Origin of the sequence: Runella sp. SP2, assembly GCF_003711225.1 — a bacterium.
GTDB lineage: Bacteria > Bacteroidota > Bacteroidia > Cytophagales > Spirosomataceae > Runella.
In genome coordinates, this window is the sequence record NZ_CP031030.1 from 2328407 (window position 1) to 2351810 (window position 23404).

Annotated in this window: 19 protein-coding genes; 9 read left to right on the forward strand and 10 right to left on the reverse strand. The window is 43.7% G+C overall.

The features are described from left to right. Positions 1–33 precede the first annotated feature (33 nt). Positions 34–876: a hypothetical protein gene (locus tag DTQ70_RS09835; RefSeq protein WP_164489957.1), complete on the forward strand. Its 843-nt coding sequence runs from the start codon at positions 34–36 to the stop codon at positions 874–876. A 4-nt stretch (positions 877–880) separates the two neighbouring features. Here DTQ70_RS09835 and eat read toward each other — a convergent pair whose 3' ends face one another. Together eat and DTQ70_RS09845 are read right to left on the reverse strand one after the other, a co-directional pair. Further along, positions 881–2194 (reverse strand): ethanolamine permease, encoded by a 1314-nt coding sequence (gene eat / locus DTQ70_RS09840; RefSeq protein WP_122930652.1) that lies wholly within the window; start codon positions 2192–2194, stop codon positions 881–883. Positions 2195–2238: 44 nt separating this feature from the next. Next, on the reverse strand, positions 2239–2964 hold the full coding sequence (locus DTQ70_RS09845; RefSeq protein ID WP_122930653.1) for a TIGR00730 family Rossman fold protein: 726 nt from the start codon (positions 2962–2964) through the stop codon (positions 2239–2241). A gap of 98 nt (positions 2965–3062) precedes the next feature. Between DTQ70_RS09845 and rpiB the strand changes: the two genes are divergently transcribed. Then, entirely contained in the window at positions 3063–3497 is a 435-nt protein-coding gene (gene rpiB, locus DTQ70_RS09850; protein ID WP_028525691.1) for a ribose 5-phosphate isomerase B, read from the forward strand. A 148-nt stretch (positions 3498–3645) separates the two neighbouring features. Here the strand turns inward: rpiB and DTQ70_RS09855 are convergent, their stop codons facing one another. Both DTQ70_RS09855 and DTQ70_RS09860 read right to left on the reverse strand, forming a co-directional pair. Next, entirely contained in the window at positions 3646–4884 is a 1239-nt protein-coding gene (locus DTQ70_RS09855; protein WP_122930654.1) for a nucleoside recognition domain-containing protein, read from the reverse strand. A 37-nt stretch (positions 4885–4921) separates the two neighbouring features. Next, positions 4922–5944: a hypothetical protein gene (locus tag DTQ70_RS09860; RefSeq protein ID WP_122930655.1), complete on the reverse strand. Its 1023-nt coding sequence runs from the start codon at positions 5942–5944 to the stop codon at positions 4922–4924. Between the two features lie 143 nt (positions 5945–6087). Here DTQ70_RS09860 and DTQ70_RS09865 point away from each other — a divergent pair, with 143 nt between their 5' ends. Both DTQ70_RS09865 and DTQ70_RS09870 read left to right on the forward strand, forming a co-directional pair. Beyond that, positions 6088–6831, forward strand: coding sequence for a DUF4290 domain-containing protein (locus tag DTQ70_RS09865; RefSeq protein WP_122930656.1), 744 nt, complete (start codon positions 6088–6090; stop codon positions 6829–6831). Positions 6832–6847: 16 nt separating this feature from the next. Next, positions 6848–8092 (forward strand): pyridoxal phosphate-dependent aminotransferase, encoded by a 1245-nt coding sequence (locus tag DTQ70_RS09870; protein ID WP_122930657.1) that lies wholly within the window; start codon positions 6848–6850, stop codon positions 8090–8092. Positions 8093–8295: 203 nt separating this feature from the next. Here DTQ70_RS09870 and DTQ70_RS09875 read toward each other — a convergent pair whose 3' ends face one another. Further along, positions 8296–9009: a LytTR family DNA-binding domain-containing protein gene (locus DTQ70_RS09875; RefSeq protein ID WP_122934336.1), complete on the reverse strand. Its 714-nt coding sequence runs from the start codon at positions 9007–9009 to the stop codon at positions 8296–8298. Between the two features lie 16 nt (positions 9010–9025). Next, complete coding sequence (locus tag DTQ70_RS09880) at positions 9026–10123, reverse strand: sensor histidine kinase (protein WP_122930658.1); 1098 nt, start codon at positions 10121–10123, stop codon at positions 9026–9028. Positions 10124–10466: 343 nt separating this feature from the next. Here DTQ70_RS09880 and DTQ70_RS09885 point away from each other — a divergent pair, with 343 nt between their 5' ends. After that, complete coding sequence (locus DTQ70_RS09885; RefSeq protein WP_122930659.1) at positions 10467–12725, forward strand: S9 family peptidase; 2259 nt, start codon at positions 10467–10469, stop codon at positions 12723–12725. Between the two features lie 85 nt (positions 12726–12810). On the opposite strand, the gene DTQ70_RS09890 is transcribed toward DTQ70_RS09885, so the two are convergent. Continuing rightward, entirely contained in the window at positions 12811–13941 is a 1131-nt protein-coding gene (locus tag DTQ70_RS09890; protein ID WP_122930660.1) for a MalY/PatB family protein, read from the reverse strand. 2 nt (positions 13942–13943) lie between these two features. Beyond that, on the reverse strand, positions 13944–15152 hold the full coding sequence (locus tag DTQ70_RS09895; protein ID WP_122930661.1) for an acetyl-CoA carboxylase biotin carboxylase subunit family protein: 1209 nt from the start codon (positions 15150–15152) through the stop codon (positions 13944–13946). An 87-nt stretch (positions 15153–15239) separates the two neighbouring features. Here DTQ70_RS09895 and DTQ70_RS09900 point away from each other — a divergent pair, with 87 nt between their 5' ends. After that, complete coding sequence (locus DTQ70_RS09900) at positions 15240–16460, forward strand: FtsX-like permease family protein (protein ID WP_122930662.1); 1221 nt, start codon at positions 15240–15242, stop codon at positions 16458–16460. A gap of 1 nt (position 16461) precedes the next feature. On the opposite strand, the gene DTQ70_RS09905 is transcribed toward DTQ70_RS09900, so the two are convergent. Next, positions 16462–17310 (reverse strand): AraC family transcriptional regulator, encoded by an 849-nt coding sequence (locus DTQ70_RS09905; protein ID WP_122930663.1) that lies wholly within the window; start codon positions 17308–17310, stop codon positions 16462–16464. 151 nt (positions 17311–17461) lie between these two features. On the opposite strand from DTQ70_RS09905, the gene DTQ70_RS09910 reads away from it, so the two are divergent. The 3 genes from DTQ70_RS09910 to DTQ70_RS09920 all read left to right on the forward strand — a co-directional run bounded on the left by DTQ70_RS09910 (position 17462) and on the right by DTQ70_RS09920 (position 20650). After that, positions 17462–18451: a phytanoyl-CoA dioxygenase family protein gene (locus DTQ70_RS09910; protein WP_122930664.1), complete on the forward strand. Its 990-nt coding sequence runs from the start codon at positions 17462–17464 to the stop codon at positions 18449–18451. Positions 18452–18756: 305 nt separating this feature from the next. Next, positions 18757–19662, forward strand: a complete 906-nt coding sequence (locus DTQ70_RS09915) for a YwqG family protein (protein WP_122930665.1) — start codon at positions 18757–18759, stop codon at positions 19660–19662. 208 nt (positions 19663–19870) lie between these two features. Further along, positions 19871–20650, forward strand: a complete 780-nt coding sequence (locus tag DTQ70_RS09920; protein ID WP_122930666.1) for a hypothetical protein — start codon at positions 19871–19873, stop codon at positions 20648–20650. Positions 20651–20867: 217 nt separating this feature from the next. Here DTQ70_RS09920 and DTQ70_RS09925 read toward each other — a convergent pair whose 3' ends face one another. Continuing rightward, positions 20868–23324, reverse strand: a complete 2457-nt coding sequence (locus DTQ70_RS09925) for a TonB-dependent receptor plug domain-containing protein (RefSeq protein ID WP_122930667.1) — start codon at positions 23322–23324, stop codon at positions 20868–20870. Positions 23325–23404: the final 80 nt, after the last annotated feature.

The following is a 23404-nucleotide window of genomic DNA, read 5'->3' on the forward strand; positions in this document are numbered from 1 at the left end:
CGTAATATTGTACAACATCCATCAACGAACCAAATGCTGCGAACTCTATTCTTTGTTTTGTTTTGGGCAACCCTCCTTCCTGCTTCTTTTGCACAAATCGAAGACTATTATACCCCCCGAAGAAAGAGTACTCCTATGATCTTCAACCATCCTGATTTAATAAAAGTTGACAACCATTGGTACATGGGTCTCGAAGGGGGAGGAAAATGGATGGGAACTAACCTCAGTAGTTCGTTGACAGGGCTAATTGGATTCCAAAAATCGGTCATTGATGGATACGCAGCAGCACAATTTGGCTACTTGCACCACCTCAAATGGGGCATCGAAACGGGTTATATTCGCAATCCTTCGCGCATGGTTTTGGCCATCAATAGCGCGCGTCCTTTTGTTTATCGAATAGAAGATTTACAACATAGTATTCCTCTCCGCTTCAAGTGGCGGGTATTTCGGCTTGGCAGAATCCAAAAAAAATCGGGCATGTACGTTGGGACAGGATTCGTCTGGACACCCACCCGAAATCGTACCCAAATCAATCAATTTGATTTGGCGGGGCTGGCGCGTGCAAGTGGTTCGCGAACCCAATTTGATACGCTAATCGTTGAAAATTACGCTTATACAACAGGCAAAGCCAAACTCGAATGGGAAGGGAATTTGGAGTTTGTCGGGCGGATTTCTCAGCATTTTGAGATTGTTGCATACGGTCGAGCTACCCTTGCTCCTGCATCAAGTATTGAGTCACGCACCGAACTTTTTGTCAATCGTACTTCTCAAAGCACTTCGGTTGCGTCATTAAAACCAATGACCTACCAATTTGGCATTACCTTTCGGTATTTATACGGCTTTATGAATACCTACCGAAGTGCGTATGAAGAATAAAACGCTAATTATTTCTTTTGCGCGTCCACACAAACATCCCCAATGTAGCGGTAAGCATCCCTAAAAACAGCAAGCTTAGGTATGCGTTGTAATACACTATGGCAACCAAACAAAGCACCGCAAGCCCCAATGCCAAAAGAGGCACCCACGGATAAAAAGGTGTTAGGTAGGGTCTTTCCAATTGTGGCTCCGTTTGTCTCAAACGAAATAAGCTCAGTAAACTCGTCAGGTACATTACCATTGCCCCAAGTACTGAAAAAATGATAATTTCATCCGTTTTACCGACAAAAAGCGCCACCAAGCCCACAACTCCACCCGCTAATAATGCCCAGTGAGGGGTCCGAAAACAGTGATTTAAAGCGGCTAATTTTTGAGGTAAGTAACCCTCGCGCGCCAGCGCATAGATTTGGCGTGAATAACTAATCGTATTGCAGTGAAAGGAAGCGAGTAGTCCAAATAACCCTAAACTTGCAAAGAGCTTAGTCCATGCGTTATTTCTTCCCAACGTGACCGATAGTGTCTCTGGCAATGGATAATCCATGTCAATCAACGTCCGCCAATCGGTAGCTCCGCCACTCAACACCATCGTCCCCAAGGCCAGAACAACGAGAGTCAAAATACTCATAATATACCCTTTGGCAATGGTTCGTTTAGGCTCTTTTACTTCTTCGGCAACCATGGCAACACCCTCTATCGCGACGTAAAACCAGATAGCAAAGGGCAAGGCTTCAAAAACACCTCCAGCGGTGATAGGCGGATTATGGGCAATAAAATTTTCGGTTTTGTAAAACGGCCAAACCAATCCCATAAACACCAGCAGTTCCACCACTGATAGCGCCGTGATAATCAACGAAAAATTGGCCGAATCGCGCATTCCGAACAGGTTGATTGCTATGAATACAACGTAAGTGCCAACAGCCACGCCCATCACCGACAAATCGGGGTGTAAAAAATGAGCATAACCACCTAATGCAAACGCGATAGCAGGAGGTCCCATGACAAAATCGACCAAGGTGGCAAACCCCGCCACAAAGCCCATGATGGGTCCAAACGCCCGATAGGCATAACTAAATGCCCCACCTGCTTCGGGAATAGCAGCGGTGAGTTCGGTATAACTAAAAATAAACGTGAGGTAAAAAACAGTGACGATGAGTGTTGCCACCAAAAAGCCCAACGTACCTGCAACGGCCCAGCCGTAATTCCAACCAAAATAAACACCCGAGATAACCAGCCCAACGGCAATGGCCCAGAGCTGGGGCGTTGTGATGACTTTATGAAGCGTGGTGGTTGGTTGTGACGGTGGCTCGTAGGTGGACATAGTAAAAAATGGTTCTGTGGGTAATCCACAGAACCAAAGTAACCCTAAAAGTTAGGTTTGAGCAAGTATTTAGCGTAGAAATCGTCAATGACTTTCACTGCTTCCTCGGCAGTGTCCACCACGCTAAACAATTTTAAGTCTTCGGGATTGATATTACGTTCGGTTTCCAGCATGGTGTCTTTTATCCAATCAATCAGTCCCGACCAATAGCTTCTTCCCACCAACACAATCGGGAAACGCCCAATTTTCTTGGTTTGAATCAAGGTCAAGGCTTCAAAAAGTTCGTCTAACGTTCCGAACCCGCCAGGCATTACCACAAATCCTTGGGCGTACTTGACAAACATCACTTTCCGAACAAAAAAGAAATCAAAGTTGATATTTTTGTCGGCGTCGATGTACAAGTTTGAGTGTTGTTCAAAGGGTAATACGATATTTAAACCCACCGATTTTCCACCTTGTTCAAACGCTCCTTTATTCCCCGCTTCCATGATACCTGGGCCACCGCCTGTTATCACACCGTATCCGTGGCGCACCAATTTGGCCGCGATTTCTTCCGTCATTTTATAATAAGGATGGTCGGGTTTGGTTCGGGCCGAACCAAAAATTGACACACATGGGCCAATTTTTGCCAACTTATCAAAACCTTCTACAAACTCGGCAAGTACCTTAAATATTACCCAAGAATCGGCTGTTTTTATTTCGTTCCAATTGCGATCTTCAAAAGCTACACGAATCCGATCTTCTTCATTCAATGCTTCAAATTCTGACATACTCATTTTGGTTTTTTAGGGTTGTTCTTAATGAAGACATCCGTACCTTTGCGGTAGGGATTACAATAACGAAAACTTTTCTAAAAATAGTTCTATAAATGGCTAAAAAAATTGCAATTGGAGGCGACCACGCAGGTTTCCCCCTTAAACAACCGTTGGTAGATTGGCTCATTCAACAAGGATATGAAGTAAAAGATTTTGGTACATATAGTGCCGACTCCGCCGACTATGCTGACTTTGCGCACCCTGTCGCATTGGCGGTAGAAAGTGGCGAATTTGAGGCAGGTGTGCTTGTGTGTGGCAGCGGCCAAGGCGTGGCTATTACGGCCAACAAACACCAAGGAATTCGTGCGGCATTGGTTTGGGACAAACCTTTGGCAGAACTTGCACGACAGCACAATGATGCCAACATTATCTGCCTTCCTGCCCGTTTCATCAGCCAGGAAGTCGCTTTTGAGTGCGTTAATCTCTTTTTAAATACTGCATTTGAAGGCGGGCGCCACGCAATTCGCGTAGGGAAGATTTCTTGTTAAGAGTACAGGATATGTACGTCGGGGTGTAAGCCCCCCGACGTACGCAATATGTGTGTCAGGTTGCTCACAACCTGACTTTTTTATGATGGTATAACAACCCATGTTATAAAGGCTCGTCGGGATGTAAGCTTCCCGACGCACACATCACTTACTCATAGAAGAACAAATAGCCAAGTAATATCCCCGCAATGACCCCTACAAAATCAGCGATAAGCCCCGCGATAATTGCGTAGCGGGTATTCTTGATTCCTACGGATCCAAAATAAAGGGCAACGATGTAAAAAGTAGTATCGGCCGAGCCTTGGAAGATACACACCAATCGCCCAATGAACGAATCAGGGCCAAATTGCTTCATGCTATCAATCATCAACGCCCGTGCACCACTTCCGCTTAGGGGCTTCATCAAGGCTACTGGCAAAGCGTCGGTAAAATCAGTATTTACTCCTGTTAATCCAATTACCCACTTGAAACCTTCCACCAAGTAACTCATGGCACCCGCATTTCGGAAAGCGCTGATAGCGACCAACATTCCGACAAGATAAGGCATAATTTTAACGGAAGTTTCAAAGCCTACTTTTGCCCCTTCAATGAAGGTGTCAAAAATATTGACTTTCCGCACCATCCCTCCCACAAGAAACGAAACAATAATTGACATCAAAATCAGGCTTCCCGTTATTTTTGAAAAGGTTTCAAGTCCTTCCTTCGATAGCCCTGACAAATACCAAAGTAGCAGTGCAATGCCCAGCGTAATTCCGCCTAACCAACCGATGACGGTTCGATTCCATAAATTGATGCGTTGGTATGTACCCACAATTAAAATACTCACCAGCGTCGTTACGTAGGTACCAATCAAACACGGGATAAAAATATCAGAAGGGTCTTTCGCCCCCAAAATCGCCCGTTGCGCCATAATCGACAACGGAATGATGGTCAAACCCGAGGTGTGCAGCACCAAAAACATGATTTGAGCATTGGAAGCCGTGTCTTTGGACGGATTTAGCTCTTGTAAACTTTGCATGGCTTTGAGACCAAAAGGCGTAGCAGCATTATCCAACCCCAGCATGTTGGCCGAAAAATTCATAATCATCTGCCCGTTTGCGGGGTGATTTTTAGGAACTTCGGGAAACAATTTATTAAAAAATGGCCCAATGATTCGTGCCATGAAATTGATGGCCCCCGCTTTTTCGCCGATGTTTAGAATCCCCAAAAAGAAGGTCATCACCCCCGCTAATGGCAGCGCAATGTCCATCACAGCCACTTTTGCCGAGTCGAACATCCCCTCCACCATGAGTTTGAAAATTTCGGTGTCGCCCAAAAAGATTAATTTTAGCAACGCCACCACGAACGCCACGACAAAAAATGCCGCCCAAATATAATTCAATGCCATAGGTATAGGGTTTAGGAAAAAACAAAGTCTGAGCTATTTACTTTCCGATTAGCTTTTTGACAAAACCATAAGTATGAATCAATCCAAGCCACGACTTGCGTTTGAACAAATCATAATAGTAAGAAATTGTCACTGCCGAACTGAATTGAATCTGTCCAAACTTCTCATTGATGTATTTTTCGGCGTTTCGTTCGGCATTCCAATACGTTTCTGAGCTAGAATTGGCTTTTGTTCCGCTCCCTGTGGTATCAAACGCCGCGTGACGCGTATAATCTTCGAGGGTTAAATGACGAAACGTATATCCCCGCTTAAACATATCGTGCGACCATACCGTGGCCGTATCAACCCCGTTCCAACCACCACCATAACACCCAATATCACCATGGGGAAGCGTCTCTTTGCGGTATTTTTCAAGGTCAATCATGGCACAATATTCGTTCAAACGACACTCGGGTAAAATGTGCGTGCGGCCATTGCGAATCACTTTCAGTTGAATATCACGTCGAGGTGTAGCGTGAGCTTCGGCCAATGCAATAGCTTCTTCGGTCGTTGGCACATATTGCTCAAACATCTTTGAATTACACTTATTGCCCCAGTCAGGCCCAGCAGGACAGCTCCAGCACTGCCCGATTGACCCCACTCCTACCAAGTTTTTGGGTCCTTTTTCAAACTCTTTGAGCATATCGCCAATCATATCCCCGTAAAAAAGCATATCGTTGTGCATGACAACCAAGTACTTTTTATCCGAAACTTCTAGCGGATATTGGTACATGATGCTCTGACGAAAACGAGTGTCAACTTTGGCCCGTTCATGGTCGCGTACGCCCAGTCCCAAAAAATAATGCGGGTATTGCACCACTAATTTGACCGATGGGTCGTTACGGAAATAATCAATGATTTTAAAAATGCCGACGTAATCGTCGTGGGGTTGGAGTCGCTCGCGGGAAAGGTAAATTTTATCAATGTGCTGACCACTGTACTGCATCAAGGTTTTAATAGTGACAATGGCTTGGTAAGGCTTGCCGTAAAAGGCTATGCTTACATCTACTTTTTGACTCATTCGGGAGGAGTTAGAGGCGGTTTTCGACCGTTGATGGTTAAAAAATCAAAAATCTAAGTTCCAAAATTACGACGACGGCTTGATTTTGCCAAAGTAACTTGATTTTTCATAACTTTGTATGTGATTTATAAACTTCAATCCCCTTGAAAGAATACGGTAGTAACGTCCAAAAATTAGCCGATTATCTCGTTTCCATTCCTGAACGTGATAAACGAACCCTCCAAGCTCACGTCTTGGTCGAATTAATGCGTCAAATCCACCCCAATATGCGTGATGGTCAAGATTATTCTCAAAAACTTTGGGATGATTTGTACATCATGACCAACTTTAAATTGGACATTGACAGTCCTTTCCCGCCTCCGTCGCCAGATGCCGTTGGGAAAAAACCGCTCCAAGTTCCTTACACCCAAGAACATATTCGTTACAAACAATACGGTAAGAACCTGCTTTTACTCGTTGAAAAAGCCATTGCTTGTACCGACCGCGAAGAAAAACTCGCCTTTATTTCGTATTTGATTCGTCAAATGCGTACTTTTTATAACACTTGGAACAAAGACAACCCCGAAGACAACGTCGTTTTTACCCAACTTGACGAGATTTCGCAGGGACGTTTGAAGGAAGAATTGACTTACCTTCGCCAAAATGGACTGGTTGATTCGACACCGCGCGATAAAGGAACTCACGTAGAACGCTATCAGCGGAATTTACAAAACAATCGCGGCAATTATCAAAACAATAATCGCGATCGTGACCGCGACCGTGGTAACAACAAGAACCATAACCGTAATAACAACAACAATAATAATAACAATAACGGCGGCGGAAACGGCAACAATCGAAACAACAATAACAAGTTTCGAAGCAATAAGAACAATCGAAGAAGTTGATTTATTTAGTACTGACATGCAAATCCAAAAAAGCAAACGCCTTGAACATCTACGCTACGATATTCGAGGCCCCGTTTACGAAAAAGCGTTAGAGCTTGAAAGCCAAGGGTACAAAATTGTTAATTTGAACATTGGAAACCCCGCCCCTTTTGGTTTTGACGCCCCCGATGAAATCATTCACGATATCATCCTCAACATTCGTAACGCCCAAGGGTACGTTGACTCTCGGGGATTGTTTGCCGCCCGCAAGGCAGTAATGCACTATACTCAGACACAAGGAATCAAAGGGGTCGAAATCAATGACGTTTATATTGGCAACGGCGTAAGTGAGCTTATTGTGATGGCTATGCAAGCGTTACTCAACGAGGGTGACGAAATCCTCGTTCCTTCGCCCGACTACCCTCTTTGGACTACTTCAGTTGCCCTCAGTGGTGGAAAACCTGTTCACTATATTTGCGACGAACAAAGCGATTGGAATCCCGATTTAGAAGATTTGGAGAGTAAAATCACACCACGTACCAAAGGGATAGTGATGATTAATCCCAACAACCCGACGGGTGCGGTCTATGAAAAAGAGGTCATTCAGAAAATCGCCGAAATCGCCGAACGCCACCAGCTAATTTTATTTTCTGACGAAATCTACGACAAAATTCTTTACGATGGGGCCAAACATTACCCCGTGGCAACGATGGTTCACGATACACTTTGTGTCACCTTCGGAGGACTTTCCAAAAACTACCGTGCGGCGGGTTTCCGTGGAGGTTGGTTGATTTTGAGTGGGGCAAAACACCGTGCCAAATCGTACATCGAAGGCTTGACATTTTTGGCGAGTATGCGTTTATGTGCCAACGTTCCAACACAATACGCCATTCAAACTGCTTTGGGAGGATATCAAAGTATTCAGGACTTGGTGCTTCCGATGGGGCGCCTTCACAAACAGATGAACTTGGTCTATGACCGACTCATTGCCATTCCTGGCGTAAGCTGTGTAAAGCCCAAGGGGTCTTTGTACGTTTTCCCTAAAATTGACCTGCGTAAGTTTGATTTTGAAAACGACGGGGACTTTGTTTTTCAATTACTTTCTGAGCAAAAAGTGCTTGTTGTGGCAGGCACTGGGTTCAATTATATTCACAATGACCACTTCCGAATTGTGTTTTTGCCTACTACCGACGAGCTTACGATTGCCATGAATCGGATAGAGCTGATGCTCGGTGAACACCGCATTCATGCTACCAAGTCGGTGGAGGAATACTTGGTTTGACAAAAAAGCGTCTGTTTCAAAAGTCTGATAATACCAATTTATCTTTGTTTTCACCTCATCCCAACCCTTCTCCTTTCTGGAGAAGGGCTTTAAGAAGTCCCCCTCTACTGAAAGGAGAGGGGGATTTAGGGGGTGAGGTTGATAAATATTGGTAACAAATGACTTTTGAAACAGACGCTTTTTTATATGGGCAAGCACTATTTTTACTCTCCAATCGCTTTCATAAACTCCTCAACGTACTGTTCTCCCACTGGAATAACGGCTTCGCCGATGTGGATTTTTAGGTTACGTACCGATTGAATTTTGTCAAGAGAAACAATGTATGACTTGTGTATCCGCATAAACTCATGGGAGGGAAGTTTTTGCTCGATTCCTTTGAGGGTCATTCTGGTAATCACAGGATGACGCGCCGAGGAAAGATAAATCTTAACGTAGTCTTTCAACCCTTCGATGTACAAAATTTCGTCGTAACGAATTTTTACCAAAGCGTAGTTTGCATTTACAAAAAAATGCGTTGCAGTTTGCTCGGGAGGCGTTTGTTGGTGAAGTTTAAATAGGTCATACGCTTTATTGACCGATTTCAAAAACCGCTCAAAAGCCACTGGTTTCAACAAATAATCTACAACGTCCAACTCAAATCCTTCTAGCGCATACTGTTCGTAGGCAGTAATAAAAATCACCATCGGGGTTGTATTTTGCCCCTGAATAGATTTTAAAAACTGAACCCCCGTAATACCAGGCATTTGAATATCCAAAAAAATCAAGTCGGCTCCCTGTTCGTGCAATATATCCATGGCCTCAAACGCATTATGGCAACTTGCTACTAGCTCCAAAAAAGGCACTTGGCGAATGTTGTCTTCTAAAAGTTCGAGGGCTAAGGGTTCGTCATCAACCGCTATGCAACGTAGCTTAGGCATGTTCATTGTTTGTTATTTACTTCAAAACTATTTCTAAATCTGTCACAAACATAGCCTTATCTTTTGAAATTTGTAATGTATGGGTTTCTGGATATAGCAATTCGAGGCGGCGTTTTACGTTGGCTAGTCCAATTCCCGAGCTGTTGTCTTTGGCTTCCACAAAGTCGGAATTGTAACGATTTTGTACTTTAAACCGTATTTTATTATCGCCCGACACCAGCATGATTTGAATAAAAGGTTCACGAATAAGCCCTGTACCGTGTTTAAACGCATTTTCTACAAACGGAATCAGCAGCATTGGCTCAAGTGCGAGGTTGTTGTAGGACGTATCAAAAACCATGTCCACCTTCACTTTGTTTCCAAAACGCAATTGTTGCAGCTCCACATAGCTTTTCAAATAATTTATTTCTTTGTCCAAAGGAATTTTTGAATCGTCTGAATCGTACAACATGTAGCGCAACAAATCCGACATTTTGACAATCATTGGTTCTAGCAAATCTGATTTTTTTCGGGCCAATGCCGCCAAGCTATTCATCAAATTAAACATAAAATGTGGGCTAATCTGCGAACGCAAAAACGACAATTCCGACTGCAACCGTACCTTCTCCTGTTCGTTTTGCAAGCGATGTTCACGTTGATAATCGCCCAATAGTCGAAAACAGGTGCTAATGCCAAACGACGAAATCAGCGAATAGAAAGTGGTGTAGCTAAACCAAGTCTGAGGCGGCATTCCCCACATCCAATACCGAAAAAAATACGTAATCGTAAGGACTAAAATCAGGGCAAGCACAATCACCAAAATATACACCCCAAGCCCTCGCTTTTTGAATAACCTTGGAAGTAAAATTTCGGAGTTGGTGTAAAATAACAATACTGAGAAGAACTGACTAAAATAAAAAATTGTCTGCCAAATTCGGTCCTTTTCTTCTTGTGGCAATTTAAGTTGAGAACTTGCTAAGGCGTTGGCTTGCTGCTGCGATTGTATCAACAAAAAGGGCAAAAAGATGAAGCAAGCCCAGAAAAATATGTGGGTAACCACCACCAAAACTTGCCTCCAGCGGATTTGCTTCGTGCCTGGTGGTACTGGTAACGAAAGAGTCGTAGTAGATGTCATGGTAAGTCAGTAAGAGATTTTAAGCTTATAAGGTTTAGAGAGCGTTGATTTAAAAATGTGTAATGGTCATTTTATCTTTTTGAAAATTAGCAAATAAAAGCCACGATTTCAATAGGAAGCGACGTTTCGGGAAAATGATTAGACAAAGTAGGGCATCATGCCACCCATTCAGGTATTTTAGCATTTAAAATATGCCTAATCTTCAAAAAAGGCGCTTATTCCCACCATTTTGATAGGTAATTTCTTGCCAAATAGCTAAAATAGTACTACTCTCTGACAATTAGGACACCACAAAAAAGGGAAAAGATAGCTAGGTTTGTAAAAACTTAAACCCACTCCAACCATGCAAACTTTAATTAGGCGCGCTTACCAAAGTTTGGTTATTCTTCCACTTTTGACTGGGCTGTTGTCTCCTGTTTCAACCTTCAGCCAAGGGAAAGTAGAAGACTACCAACGCTCGGAGACGCTGAAAAACAAGCTAAAAGACAAAGTTTATAACGCCCCCGCTCAAGTGTTTTGGTCAAAATCGGGCAAAATTGTTTGGTACACCATTCAAACGCCTCGCGGTAAAGAATTTATTTCCGTAAACCCGCAAACCAAAACGCGTCAGTCAGCCTTTGACCATGAGCAATTGGCCCAACAATTGGCCATGTTATCAAAAACCGAAGCCAAACCTTTCAGTTTACCTTTCAATGCCATTACTTACGTCAAAGACGACCAAGAGATTGAGTTTAGCGCAGAAGGATTTGTGTGGACGTACGGGCTCACGACCAAATCGTTACGCAAAAAAGAACCCATTCGTAACGACCCACAACGTTACTGGGCAGCCGCCCCCAACGATCAACCCGAAAAACCTGTCTATTCTCCCGATAGTTTGTGGACGTCGTACATCAAAAACCATAACTTGTACGTTCGTTCGGAGAAGACCAAAAAAGAATCACAACTTACCTTCGATGGCTCCGAAGGTGAATACTATTCGGGCTATGTTCAGTGGTCGCCCGACTCTAAAAAATTGGTAGCCAACAAAATACGTCCCAACCAAAAGCACCTTATCTATTTTGTGCGTTCGTCGCCCGAAGACCAGCTCCAACCCAAACTCGAAAGCCGCGAGTACCTCAAACCTGGTGATGCGTTACCGATTCGTCGCCCGCATCTTTTTTTGATTGAAGAAAAAAAACACATTCCCATCGACGACGCGCTGTTTAATCAACAATATAACATTTCGAGGATTGACTGGCGCAAAGACAGCCGCGCTTTTAGCTTTGAATACAACCAAAGGGGGCATCAAGTGTATCGGGTCTTGGAGGTCAGTGCTACCAACGGGGCAATTCGTGCGCTCATCGACGAGCAAAGCCCCACTTTCATCGATTACAGCGGAAAAAAATATCGCTACGATGTGGCCGACGGCAAAGAAATTATTTGGGCTTCTGAGCGTGACGGCTGGAATCACCTTTATTTGTACGATGGTGTGACGGGTAAAGTAAAAAAACAACTAACCAAAGGCGAATGGGTGGTGCGTAACGTGGTAAATGTCAACGAAGAAAAGCGAACCATTACCTTTGCCGCCAGCGGGATGAACCCAAAACAAGACCCGTATTTCACGCATTACTACCGAATCAATTTTGACGGAACAGGGCTGACGCCGCTAACTTCCGAAAACGCCAACCACACGGCCGTATTTTCATCTGACAATCAACTGTTTGTTGACACTTATTCGCGGGTGGATATGCCTCCTGTTACCGTACTTTGCTCGGCAGCCGACGGTTCGGTGGTAATGGAACTAGAAAAAGCGGACATTTCGGAATGGGTGAATGCGGGTTGGAAAGCACCCGAGGTTTTTACGGCAAAAGGGCGTGACGGGAAAACGGACATTTGGGGAATCATTATCCGCCCGACCAATTTTGACCCTAGTAAAAAATACCCCATTATTGAAAACATCTACGCGGGGCCGCACAGCTCCTTTACGCCCAAGACGTTTATGACTTACAACCGAAGTATGTTTGAATTGGCCGAACTTGGGTTTATTGTGGTTCAATTAGACGGTATGGGCACCTCCAACCGCTCCAAAGCTTTTCACGATGTATGCTGGAAAAACCTCAAAGATGCGGGCTTCCCCGACCGAATTTTGTGGATGCAGGAAGCTGCTCGCAAATACCCTTCGATGGACGTAAGTCGGGTAGGAATTTATGGAACGTCGGCGGGTGGACAAAGTTCGACGGGAGGATTACTGTTTTACCCTGATTTTTACAAAGTAGCGGTTTCTTCATGTGGCTGCCACGACAACCGTATGGACAAAATTTGGTGGAACGAACAATGGATGGGCTACCCCATTGGCCCACACTACGAAGAGTGTTCTAACGTAGTGAATGCCAGCAAACTACAAGGAAAACTGATGCTTATTTTGGGCGAAGTCGATGACAACGTTGACCCAGCATCTACGATGCAGCTCGTTAATGCCCTCATCAAAGCCAACAAAGATTTTGATTTTCTGATGGTTCCCAACATGGGTCACTCCACTGGCGGGGAATACGGTGAGCACAAACGCCGAGACTTTTTTGTCCGTCACTTATATAAAATCGAACCTCCAGCTTGGAAAGAATAACAGTTAGTGTCGAATGCAGAATGTCGAATTTAATACCCATATTCGACATTCTGCATCGCACAGGCGCCCCCGTCTGCATTCGACATTAAAAAACAGTTTTTATTCTCCTAACTACTTCTTCCAAAGTAGCTCGTGGACAGGCAAAATTGAGGCGGATGAAACCTGCGCCGTCAAATTGTACCCCGTCTGATACACCAACGCCAACAGCTTCCAATTTTTGGGCAAAATCAGCGATACCCGACTCCCGCGTATCAATCCATGCCAAATAGGTCGCTTCCAACGGAACCATTTTCATTCCTTTCAACTGATTGATTTCGTTCAGTAAAAACTGGTGATTTTGGCGAAGATAGTCCAACAGTTCTTCGTGCCAAGCAGCGCCGTCGCGGTAAGCTGCCAAGGCCGCCTCATAGGCATAAGCCGAAAGCATGGGCATCAGCCCCGCCTTGGTTTTAATAAATTTAGACCGAAGTTCATCGTTAGGAATAATGGCCATAGAACAGCCCAAACCCGCAATGTTGAACGTCTTGCTCGGTGCCAATAGCGTAATCGTTTGCTGTGCCGCCTCGGGGCTAAGGGTAGCAATCGACACGTGGTTTTTGGTTTTGTCTAGTAATAAATCACAGTGAATTTCGTCCGAACAAATGACGATGTCGTTTTTAAGACAAATTTCGAGCAGTTTTTCTTGTTCTTCTTTGGTAAAAACCGTCCCTGCGGGATTGTGAGGATTGCACAGTAAAAACAGTTTTGTTTGGGGGGTAATCGATGCTTCTAACGCCTCAAAATCAATGACCCAACGGTTGTTTTCTAGTTGTAAAGGTACTTTTTGTAACGTACGACCCGCCGCATGGGTTTCCAGCATAAAAGGATGATAAACGGGTGTAGCAGTCATTACCGCCTCCGCTTCGGTTGTGACCGTTCGGATAGACAAGCCGATACCTGGCACCAAGCCTGGCAACCACACAATCCAATCTTTTTTTACGTCCCAGCCATGGCGGTTTTTTAAACGTTCAATAACGACATCATAAAGCTCATCGGGGCATTTGGAATACCCAAAAATGCCGTGCTCAGTCACTTTTTGTAGCGCCTCCAAAATCGGCGGGGCAGCTTGAAAATCCATGTCTGCTACCCAAACAGGAATCACGTTTGGGTCAGTGTATTTGTCCCACTTATAACTATTGGTATTTTTTCTGTCAATAACTTGGTCAAAAATGCTCATTATTAATGCGTTGGTTTATCTTGGGCGGGTGCTGAGGCATGGTAATCGTGGCGAATCATCTCAGCATATTTATCCATCAATTCCATGACGCGGTTCCGACTTGGCGATTGCACAATCAGACCGACATGGTATTCTTCTTTCATTTGCCACACAATTTCGGGATCATTAAACGGCGACATATCGGGCCATTGCTGACGCGCCAAAGAAATAATGATACCCGAGTATAAATTCTGAACTTCTGGCAACACATAGTCTGCATTAAGTGCCTTGGCATGTTCGATGCGTGCCCATTCTTTCCACAAATTAATCCCCGACGAATAATCGACCATTTCGGCCAAGTGCGCTCCACCTACCCGCGAGGCCGTTTCAAGAAAATAAAACTCTCCATCTTCGTAACATTTAATCACCTCCGTGTGTGAAGCACTGTAATTCATCTGGAATGCTTTCAGCACCTGTTCATTTACTTTTTTGAGCGCTTTGGCATCTTTGGTACCAAACTCCACCGTCACCGAACGGAAAATACCGCCCCCGTGTGCTACTTCAAATGGGGTATTGAGGTATTGGCTGCTTCGTTCAAAAATCACTTTTTTATCCAACGTCAGCGCATCTACGTGATAGACATCGCCTGGCTTAAATTGCTCAATCAGAAACATGTGCCGTTCTTCCCCAAGGCTATGAATGGTGTTCCAAGCTTCATCAAAACTATGCACTTTTTTGATGCCTGCCGCCGAAGCCTCAGCCCGTGGCTTGATTACCCACGGTGCTTGAGTAGCTCGTAGGTACTCCGTAATCTCCACGTCGTTGAACAAACCCGTAAAAGCGGGCACTTTAATTCCCGCATCGCGGGCTTGTACGCGCATCGCCAGTTTGTCCCTAAAAAAACGAGCGGTGGTTTGCCCCATGCCAGGAATTCGGAAATGTTCGCGCAAGATGGCCGCTTTTTCCACATCAAAATCATCCAAAGCCACCACGCGGTCTATTTTGCGCGTGCGCATGATATACGCCATTCCCTTGATGATATTTTCAAAGTTTGACAGTGTATTCGAGTCATCCTCTAAGTAAAAAAACTCATCAATCGACTCGTAAGGCCATTCTTTACCTTCCGTTCGTCTGGCGGTCAACAAATAAACTGTGTTACCAGCCTCTTTACAGGCACGCAAAAAATCACCGCCTTTAAAATAACACGTAATACACAAAAACGTTAAACTCATGGGTAGTTAAGGTTTAATCAGAAAACGTTAGTATTGTAGGAACTTTTCAAACTTACAAACTATCAAACATTCAAACAAACACCACTTGTGAATTTCCCCTTTTTCGTAGCTCGTCGGATTAGAGAGCCTCAGCAAACCACTTTTTCTGCGACGGTTTCTCGCGTCGGAATCGTTACTATTGCCTTGGGTGTAGCAGTCGGCATTGTTGCATTATCGGTTTTATTTGGCTTTAAAGATACTATTTACCAAAAAGTCTTCCTCTTTGGCTCGCACCTCCAAGTAAACAAACTTTCGCTCAATCAATCTTTTGAAAGTGCGCCCCTCCCCCTTCACACCAAGCCTTACGACCAATGGCAACAAATCAAAGGGATTCGGCATCGGCAGGCAGTAGCGCACAAAGCTGGCATCCTAAAAACCCCCGACGAACTTCAAGGTGCGGTTATCAAGGGCGTGGGGCGCGATTATGATTGGAAATTACTTGCTGAAAATTTGGTGGAAGGTCGGGTGATTCAGTATTCTGACACCGCCTATGCCAACGAAATCATCGTCAGTCGCATCATTTCTCAAAAACTCAATTTAAAACTCAATGATGAGGTCTTGATGTATTTTGTGCAAAATCCGCCCCGCGTTCGCAAACTGAAGATTGTCGGCGTGTATGAAACAAACCTCGAAGAATTTGATAATCAACTGGTTTTGGGCGACATTGGGCTGGTTCAACGCCTCAACGGTTGGGGGCCAGACTCGGTAGGGTCGTACGAATATTTTGTCAAAGACTTTGCCCAACTTGAACCTACGGCCAAAGAACTTTACGCCCAACTTCCCAGCTACATGCGCCTCGAACGGGTCACCGACAAATACCGTCCGCTGTTTGAATGGCTGCAATTGCTCGACCAAAACACCATGGTTTTGCTTGCTTTGGTATTTTTTGTGACTTGTTTCAACATCGCTTCTGTGCTGTTGGTGATGATGATGGAGCGCACACCCATGGTGGGGCTACTCAAAACCCTCGGCAGTCCCGACAGCCAAATCCGTCGCATTTTCTTTTACGTAGGGCTGCAATTGACGTTGAAAGGCTTGATTATTGGCAATATCGTCGGTTTGGGGCTTTGTTGGCTTCAAAGCAAGTTCCAAATCATCCCACTCGACCCCGTCAATTATTTTATGAACACCGTTCCAATTGTTTTTGATTGGCCCTCTTACCTGTTTCTCAATGTCGGAATTTTGAGCGTAATCACGTTGATTTTACTCATCCCAACCCTCATTATCAGTCGCATACGTCCTGCCCAATCATTGGTTTTCAAAAAATAATCTACTTGCTCAAATATCTTTTCTTAAACGACAAGGGGTTCTCACCTGTTACTTTTTTAAAGGTTCGGTTAAAATAAGACAAACTATCAAAACCACATTCAAAACAGGTTTCCGTCACGTTTTTGTCCATCAAAAGCAGTTTTTGGGCTTGATTGATGCGGTAATGGTTTAAAAACTCGGTAAAAGTCAAACGGGTCATTTTTTTAAAATACCGACAAAACGCAGGAATACTCAGGTGGCACAAACTCGCCACCTCTTCCATCTCTATTTTATGGTGAAAATGCTCGTCGATAAACCCATAAAGTCGTTTTAGACGTTCTTGGTCTTTTTTAGTGTATTGATTTTCAACGGGTTGATCGTGCAACAAAGTAATATCCGAGGCATTGGCGAGCCTTTGTAGTATTTTCAATATTTCCAGAAACTGCTCAAAAGGTGGCAGCCCCGTCAAGTGTCGCATTTGTTCGCCAATCAGTTGCTTGGTATCGGCCCCAAAAGCTAAACCGTGCTGTGCCTTCTGAAAAAGCTGCGCAATGCTCGACAACTCGGGTGTGGTCTCAAAAGCAGCTCCCAAAAAATCACTTTTAATGTGTAAAACGACTTTTTCGTAGTCAGATTTGATGCCATAATCAAAGTTGAGGTGCGGAATATTGGACCCAATCAGCACCAAATCACTGCCAATAAAACGCGAAATGTGTTCTCCAACGTGCCTCATTCCGCTTTCTGCCTCAATAAACACCAGCTCCAACTCTGGGTGAAAATGCCAGTAAAACACGTCGCTCAATCGAGGATTTAAAAGCAATCGAAATGAGCTATTAGAATCGGGAACGAAAGCCTCAAAAATAACCTTCATACGGAGTAGTTTGTATCCATTTAACTTTAATATTACTAAAAGAAAGATTTAATATCAATATAATTCAAATTTATGCAATTATTGGCGAAGATTTTGGGAAGACCATTGCGCTACCTTTGTATCATTATTTTCATTCAAAATAGTACATATCATGGAAGCACATACAATGACCCCAACCATGGCGCCAGTTAAAATGGCCAATACCAACCACGAGGACATTCCTGGCAACCCCTCAACTGCGACAAGTAGTCATTTGACCCTCAACGACCGTTCCAATGGACAACCTTTGCGGGTGTTGAGCGAAGAAGATTGGCAGTTTTGGGTGCACAACGGCTACATTGTCATCAAAAACGCCGTTCCCCGCGAACAAGCCCTAAAAACCGCCGAGTTTTTGTGGGAGTTTGAGGAAAAAGACCCCACAAATCCAGAAACGTGGTACGCCCCCCCTCGTGCGGAAATGAAAATGAAGGAATTGACGGGAACGGGAATGGTAGAAGTATATAACAACCAGCACCTTTGGAACAACCGCCAAATGCAACGGGTCTATGACGCCTTTGTTGACATTTGGGGAACGGAGAAACTGTGGGTGACCATTGACCGCGCCAACTTAAACTTTCCCATTCGTCCAGGTTTTGAATACAAAGGGTTCATTCACTGGGACTATGACCCCGAAACAAAGCCTCAAAACGTGCAAGGTGTACTGGCGTTGGCCGACCAAACCGACGAAAACATGGGCGGATTTCAGTGCATTCCTGAGCTGTATCGCACCTACGATACGTGGAAATTGACCCAACCCGCCAACCGTAATCGTTTCCAACCCGACACGACAGGCTTAGAAGAACACATCGTCAAAGTAAAAATGGAGGCGGGCGATTTATTGATTTTCAACAGCACGCAGCCACACGGCATCCGCCCCAATTTATCAGGAAACAAAGTTCGGATAGCGCAATATATCTCCATGATGCCCGCCGAGGAAGAAAACGAGGCCCTACGCGATTGGCGCATCAATTCGTGGAAAAATCGCATTTCGCCCGAAGGGTATGCTTTCCCTGGCGACCCCCGTAACTGGGAACAAACCAAGTACGATGTAGCCGAGTTGAACGACCTTGGCAAAAAACTGCTAGGACTTGAAAAATGGTAAATAGGTGCTAACGCACAGTTAATAGTTAGCCTAAAGCCCGAGCAAAACGCTCATGCTTTAGGCTATTTTTTTGTCATTTCGATGATTTCTATCATTTCAACGGCAGGAGAAATCTACAACAACCTCAGATAGCCTCCGATAGTGCGAGTGGGGACGCTCGTGCCATCATAACAATCGACAAACCTCTCATTTTCAATACACTACAACAATCACTTTGAAATTAGTGAGAACTTTTGTAATTTGGTAATACCAACGCACAAGTTGCGTATATTTGGGAGTTGGTGGTCATTCTATAAAACTAGCATATGGACAGTAAAGAGCAACTTTTTGAGAAACTCAAAGCAAATGGACTAGGCAAGTATTTTGACAAGTTAGAGCCAATGGTTCGCAACACAATCAGGCTTTATCTTACTTCATGTAGTGAGGACGATATTCCTATTGGGCAGTCTAAAATTGGAGGACAACCTGATTTGCCAGCAGGCTTTTCATGGTTTACTGAAACCAATACTGTAACGACGAAGAAGAAATTTTGGATTTTTGGAAAAGAAACTCAACAGATAATAACAAAATCTCTTTCATTTATTGCCCAAATTAACTTGTTAGAAATTTCACAGTTTGACAGCGAAAATCTTTTACCTAAAAATGGAATACTTTATTTTTTCTATGCTGAGGGACAAGATGCTTGGGGATTTGACTTTAAAGATAAAAATAAGTTCAAAATTTTGTACTTTGATGGAGACCTGACAACATTAAAACGTTTTGACTTTCCAGAAAATTTGCAAAACTCAGGGTTTAAGCCTTGTTCGATAGTGGCAAAACAAGAAATCAGTTTACCATCTTACGGTTATGGGTTAGATGATGATTTAAACTTGACAGACGATGAAGTTGACATTTACTATGATAAAATATACGAAGACGGAAATCTAAATAAACTTCTCGGTTATGCCGACAATATTCAAGGCGAAATGGAATTGGAATGTGAACTTGTAACTAATGGTCTCTATTGTGGAGACCCCTCAGGTTATAACGACCCAAGAGCAAAAACCCTTGAACCCAACGCAAAGAATTGGCGACTTCTATTACAAGTTGACAGCAATGAAGAGAATGAAATGATGTGGGGCGACTGTGGACGGCTTTATTTTTGGATAAGAAAAGAGGACTTGATAAATAAGCAGTTTGACAAATCTTGGTTTAGCTTACAATGCAGTTAAAGTATAACGATCAGCAATAACTAAGGTTTCGTGGTGGCTGAAAGCCATGCCGTGAAACGCCCGATAGCGCGAGTGTCACACTCGTGCTATTTATCTTTAGGCTTCTAGCCTTTTCAACATTATCTAATAGAATAGGCTGGAAGCCCTTGAATAGTGACCACGAGCGAGGACGCTTGCGCCATCAAAATACAGAACACCCCACTTCGCCATGCGCCAAAAAACTACGGAAATGCCATACAAGGTAATTTATCTTATAATTTTTCTTTTCTCAAACTCTTCGTTTGGACAAATTTTTAATAAAAAAGAATTGCATCCAGGATTCAAAAAAATTATCACTAAACAATTTAATGGAACAGGAGGGAAAGGTTATTGGAATTTGAAAAATATTGACTCAATTGGAAGAATTTCATCGATTGAATATTTCAAAAAATCAAATTTATTATCCAAAAATATTTATAAATATAACATAAACAATGATGAAATATTAGCAATTTCTGCCTTCGATATAAACAATCCTAATCGAGTGGACACTATTTCTGTAACAGAATATAAATATGATGAAAATTCGCAAATTACGAATTCAAAAACAATTATGGGGCAAACTACAAAAACAACGAACTTGATAAACTCATCAAGTGACACTTTAAAGGCTTATGAAGAAATAATTTACACCAAGAGCAGAATTACAAGTAAAGACAATTTAACAGTACATTTAAATCACTTAAACCAAATAAAAAGACTTAATATAGTTGATTTAATAAGCAAAAATCATGAAATTCATTACAGAGAATATTACAATAATGGAAGACTTCGGAGAAGAAAAATTGAACGTTTTCCTAAACCTGAAATGGATATAATCTATGTAGGTGGCCCAGGAAGTGATGACGAGACTTATAAATACAAATATTATAAAAATGGCAAATTAAAGAAATTTTACATTATTATAAAAAACAAAAAATACCTACTTGAATCTTATAAATATGAATAATATTAAGCTCAAAAAATAAACTGTAACAAGGAAGCCGATAGCTTGCACAACCCAATCATGATATTTATCTTTAAGCTTCTAGCCTTTTCAACATTATCTAATAGGCTGGAAGCCCTTGAATCGTCAGCACGAACGGGGACGCTTGCGCTATCACCCTATCCACGCAAAAAGCCGCCCTCGATGAATTATCGGGGCGGCTTTTTTGCTTTTCAGATACTTAGTTAACTTTAAACGTACTTTCTTTCACTCCCATCGCTCCCGTAGAATTCATGCCTTCTACCCGAACTTTTACGTCGGTTTTGGCGTCTGAGGTAAAGAAAGAGACCTTGGCTTTTCCGTCCTTGTCCGTCTGTATCATGGGCGACCAAAATACCGTAGCCCGAAAGTCGGGTTGAACGTGTTCGGGTGCTTCTTTATCGTATTTTGGTGCGTAAAATTCCCGCACGGGGCTGTAGCCCAGTATTTTTTCCGTAATTACCCCTTCAGCTTTGTCTTTGGTCCAGTCGTAAGTTGAGCCACCGCGCTTGGTTAAAATCGCTACCACTCCCCCTCCGCCTTGGCTACCATAAATCGCAGCATTGGCTCCTTTCAAAATATCAACCGCCTCCACATCATTGGGTGGAATTGACATAATGGCATCCTTGCTCACAGCCATACCATCTAGCAAAAACAAGGGCTCAACCGCTCCGCTAAAGTTGGCCGCGCCTCTGATTTGGATGGAGCGGTTCATGCCACTTCCCGTCACTTGAACACCAGGTACTCGCCCCTGAATAACGTCAAAAATCGACAACGCTCCTGCGGTATTCATGTTGTCAAATTTCACGGTATTGCTTGGTTCTCCGTACATGGCACGGCGCGAGTCGTCTTTGATTGGGTCGGTGCGTTTGGCTTTTACTACTACTTCATTCAACAATTGCTCCCGGCTCGCTCGAATTTGGCGCTCAATTCGCAGGTACTCTTCCGTACGCTTGAGGTATTCTGCTAGTTCGTTTGGGTCAAATTCGATGGGGTTAAAGGGAATTTTGGTTATTGACACTTTGGCAGGTTGAAACGGATTGAGCATGATGGATAAATTCCGATTTCCACGCTCCGTCATAGCCTGCACCAACACTGTGGTCGTATCACGGACATCGAGGTCATAGACCAAAAACTCACCCGTTTCGGCCGTTTCTCCCATCAACACCGAGCGCGTACTGTCCTTTTGAACCAGCATATAGGTCAATTTCACCTTTCCAGGTTGTTTTTTGTTCATACGCGCTACTTTTCCCGAAAATGAAATGCCTTGTTCAACGTAAAAAGGAGCTGGTGCTAACGAATCTTTCAGTACTTCACCCCAGTTAAAACGACGCCACCCCTGTGTCATCAGCAAGATATCCATATGGGCAGCCGCATTTGGGTTTGTTTTGTCAAAATAATAACTTGGTTGCTCAATAGTTCCTTTGACATCAGAAGCCAACAAGAAATACGAACGAATCGACAACGCATTGAGCTCTTTATCAAGTACTTGTTTTGCATCCGTAGCGGCCAACGAAAAATTACCCATTACAGGATTGCCCTCAGAGTCTTTTGCCGTAATCTCCAATTCCACTTTTTCCCGTGGTTTGTAGGTATTTTTATCGCTAGCGATTTGCAACTCAATTTCTCGATTGCGCTGAATATACACCAGCCGCTCTGCGGTCGGAAGGTTATTTTCGTCAAAAAGCGTGATGTGCGTAATTCCGTCGCTCAAATTAGCGCGTGGGATGTTGAATAAAACCGTTTTTTTTGCCAAAGTTGCCTTGGCAGCGTAGCCCACTGCCCCACGGGTATGAACAAAAATTGACATTTCAGCCGACGGATTCAGCGGTTTGTTGTGGCGCACAATCACCCTGACGTTATCTTTATGGGATAGATTATCGACAGTTACCGTAAACCCTTCTTTTTTAACCTTAGGAATAGGGTATTTCACGTACTGACCGTTGGGTTTTCGTACTTCGATGCGATACTCTTGACCAGCTTCGGGCATAAAACTAAAAAATCCCATACCGAGGTGCGAGGTCGAAAACCCTGCCAAGGTATCATTGGTTTGGCTTACCACCGCTCCAGTGATTCCAACGCCTTTCCCTAGCGCGTTGACGGCTTTGAAAGCTACCCGACCTTCTAACCCTTGCACCAAATCTCCACCTTCGGGCATAAATTGTACGTCAATGTCATCCGCGTTGGGGGGCAAAGAGGCAACTGGTTTGCTGGATTTGAGTACGCGTACGTCGCGGTGGAAGTAAAAATCTTCTGAAAAATTGCGCATCCATTGGGTGTAAGCGCGGAGTTGATACTCTCCCTCTTGTAACGAATCTGTCAGGGTCATTTCACCATGACCTATTCCCCCGTTTAGGGCTACTTTTTTGAGCAATACCACTTTTGACGTTGTTTTGTCCACCAAATCAACGTACAAAACACGACTCACCGAATCAGCGGCGTGGCTGATTCCGTACACCAAATAGGCTTTAAACCAAATCGTTTCCCCCGTTGAATAATAGGGACGGTCGAGGTGCAAATACGCCTTTTCAGCAGGATAGGTTTGTTGGTACTTTTCAAATTTGGCGACCAATTTGTCTAACCACTTGTCTTCCCACGGAAGTACTTTGGCCCCCAACAACACCGAGCTAAGGGCAATCAGAATAAAACTACGATACATGGCTGTACACTGTTTTAGTTTGGGTTATTAGAAATAACGCAAGTATAACTAACAATTGTGTACTAAGCAACAAAAAAAAC

Excerpts from the sequence above, each read along its gene's own strand:
- DTQ70_RS09885 (WP_122930659.1), top strand. The coding sequence starts at position 10,467 with ATGCAAACTTTAATTAGGCGCGCTTACCAAAGTTTGGTTATTCTTCCA.
- DTQ70_RS09895 (WP_122930661.1), bottom strand. The coding sequence starts at position 15,152 with ATGAGTTTAACGTTTTTGTGTATTACGTGTTATTTTAAAGGCGGTGAT.
- DTQ70_RS09835 (WP_164489957.1), top strand. The coding sequence starts at position 34 with ATGCTGCGAACTCTATTCTTTGTTTTGTTTTGGGCAACCCTCCTTCCT.
- DTQ70_RS09870 (WP_122930657.1), top strand. The coding sequence starts at position 6,848 with ATGCAAATCCAAAAAAGCAAACGCCTTGAACATCTACGCTACGATATT.
- DTQ70_RS09920 (WP_122930666.1), top strand. The coding sequence starts at position 19,871 with ATGCGCCAAAAAACTACGGAAATGCCATACAAGGTAATTTATCTTATA.
- DTQ70_RS09915 (WP_122930665.1), top strand. The coding sequence starts at position 18,757 with ATGGACAGTAAAGAGCAACTTTTTGAGAAACTCAAAGCAAATGGACTA.
- eat (WP_122930652.1), bottom strand. The coding sequence starts at position 2,194 with ATGTCCACCTACGAGCCACCGTCACAACCAACCACCACGCTTCATAAA.
- DTQ70_RS09925 (WP_122930667.1), bottom strand. The coding sequence starts at position 23,324 with ATGTATCGTAGTTTTATTCTGATTGCCCTTAGCTCGGTGTTGTTGGGG.
- DTQ70_RS09910 (WP_122930664.1), top strand. The coding sequence starts at position 17,462 with ATGGAAGCACATACAATGACCCCAACCATGGCGCCAGTTAAAATGGCC.
- DTQ70_RS09880 (WP_122930658.1), bottom strand. The coding sequence starts at position 10,123 with ATGACATCTACTACGACTCTTTCGTTACCAGTACCACCAGGCACGAAG.
- DTQ70_RS09875 (WP_122934336.1), bottom strand. The coding sequence starts at position 9,009 with ATGCCTAAGCTACGTTGCATAGCGGTTGATGACGAACCCTTAGCCCTC.
- DTQ70_RS09890 (WP_122930660.1), bottom strand. The coding sequence starts at position 13,941 with ATGAGCATTTTTGACCAAGTTATTGACAGAAAAAATACCAATAGTTAT.
- DTQ70_RS09845 (WP_122930653.1), bottom strand. The coding sequence starts at position 2,964 with ATGTCAGAATTTGAAGCATTGAATGAAGAAGATCGGATTCGTGTAGCT.
- DTQ70_RS09855 (WP_122930654.1), bottom strand. The coding sequence starts at position 4,884 with ATGGCATTGAATTATATTTGGGCGGCATTTTTTGTCGTGGCGTTCGTG.
- rpiB (WP_028525691.1), top strand. The coding sequence starts at position 3,063 with ATGGCTAAAAAAATTGCAATTGGAGGCGACCACGCAGGTTTCCCCCTT.
- DTQ70_RS09905 (WP_122930663.1), bottom strand. The coding sequence starts at position 17,310 with ATGAAGGTTATTTTTGAGGCTTTCGTTCCCGATTCTAATAGCTCATTT.
- DTQ70_RS09860 (WP_122930655.1), bottom strand. The coding sequence starts at position 5,944 with ATGAGTCAAAAAGTAGATGTAAGCATAGCCTTTTACGGCAAGCCTTAC.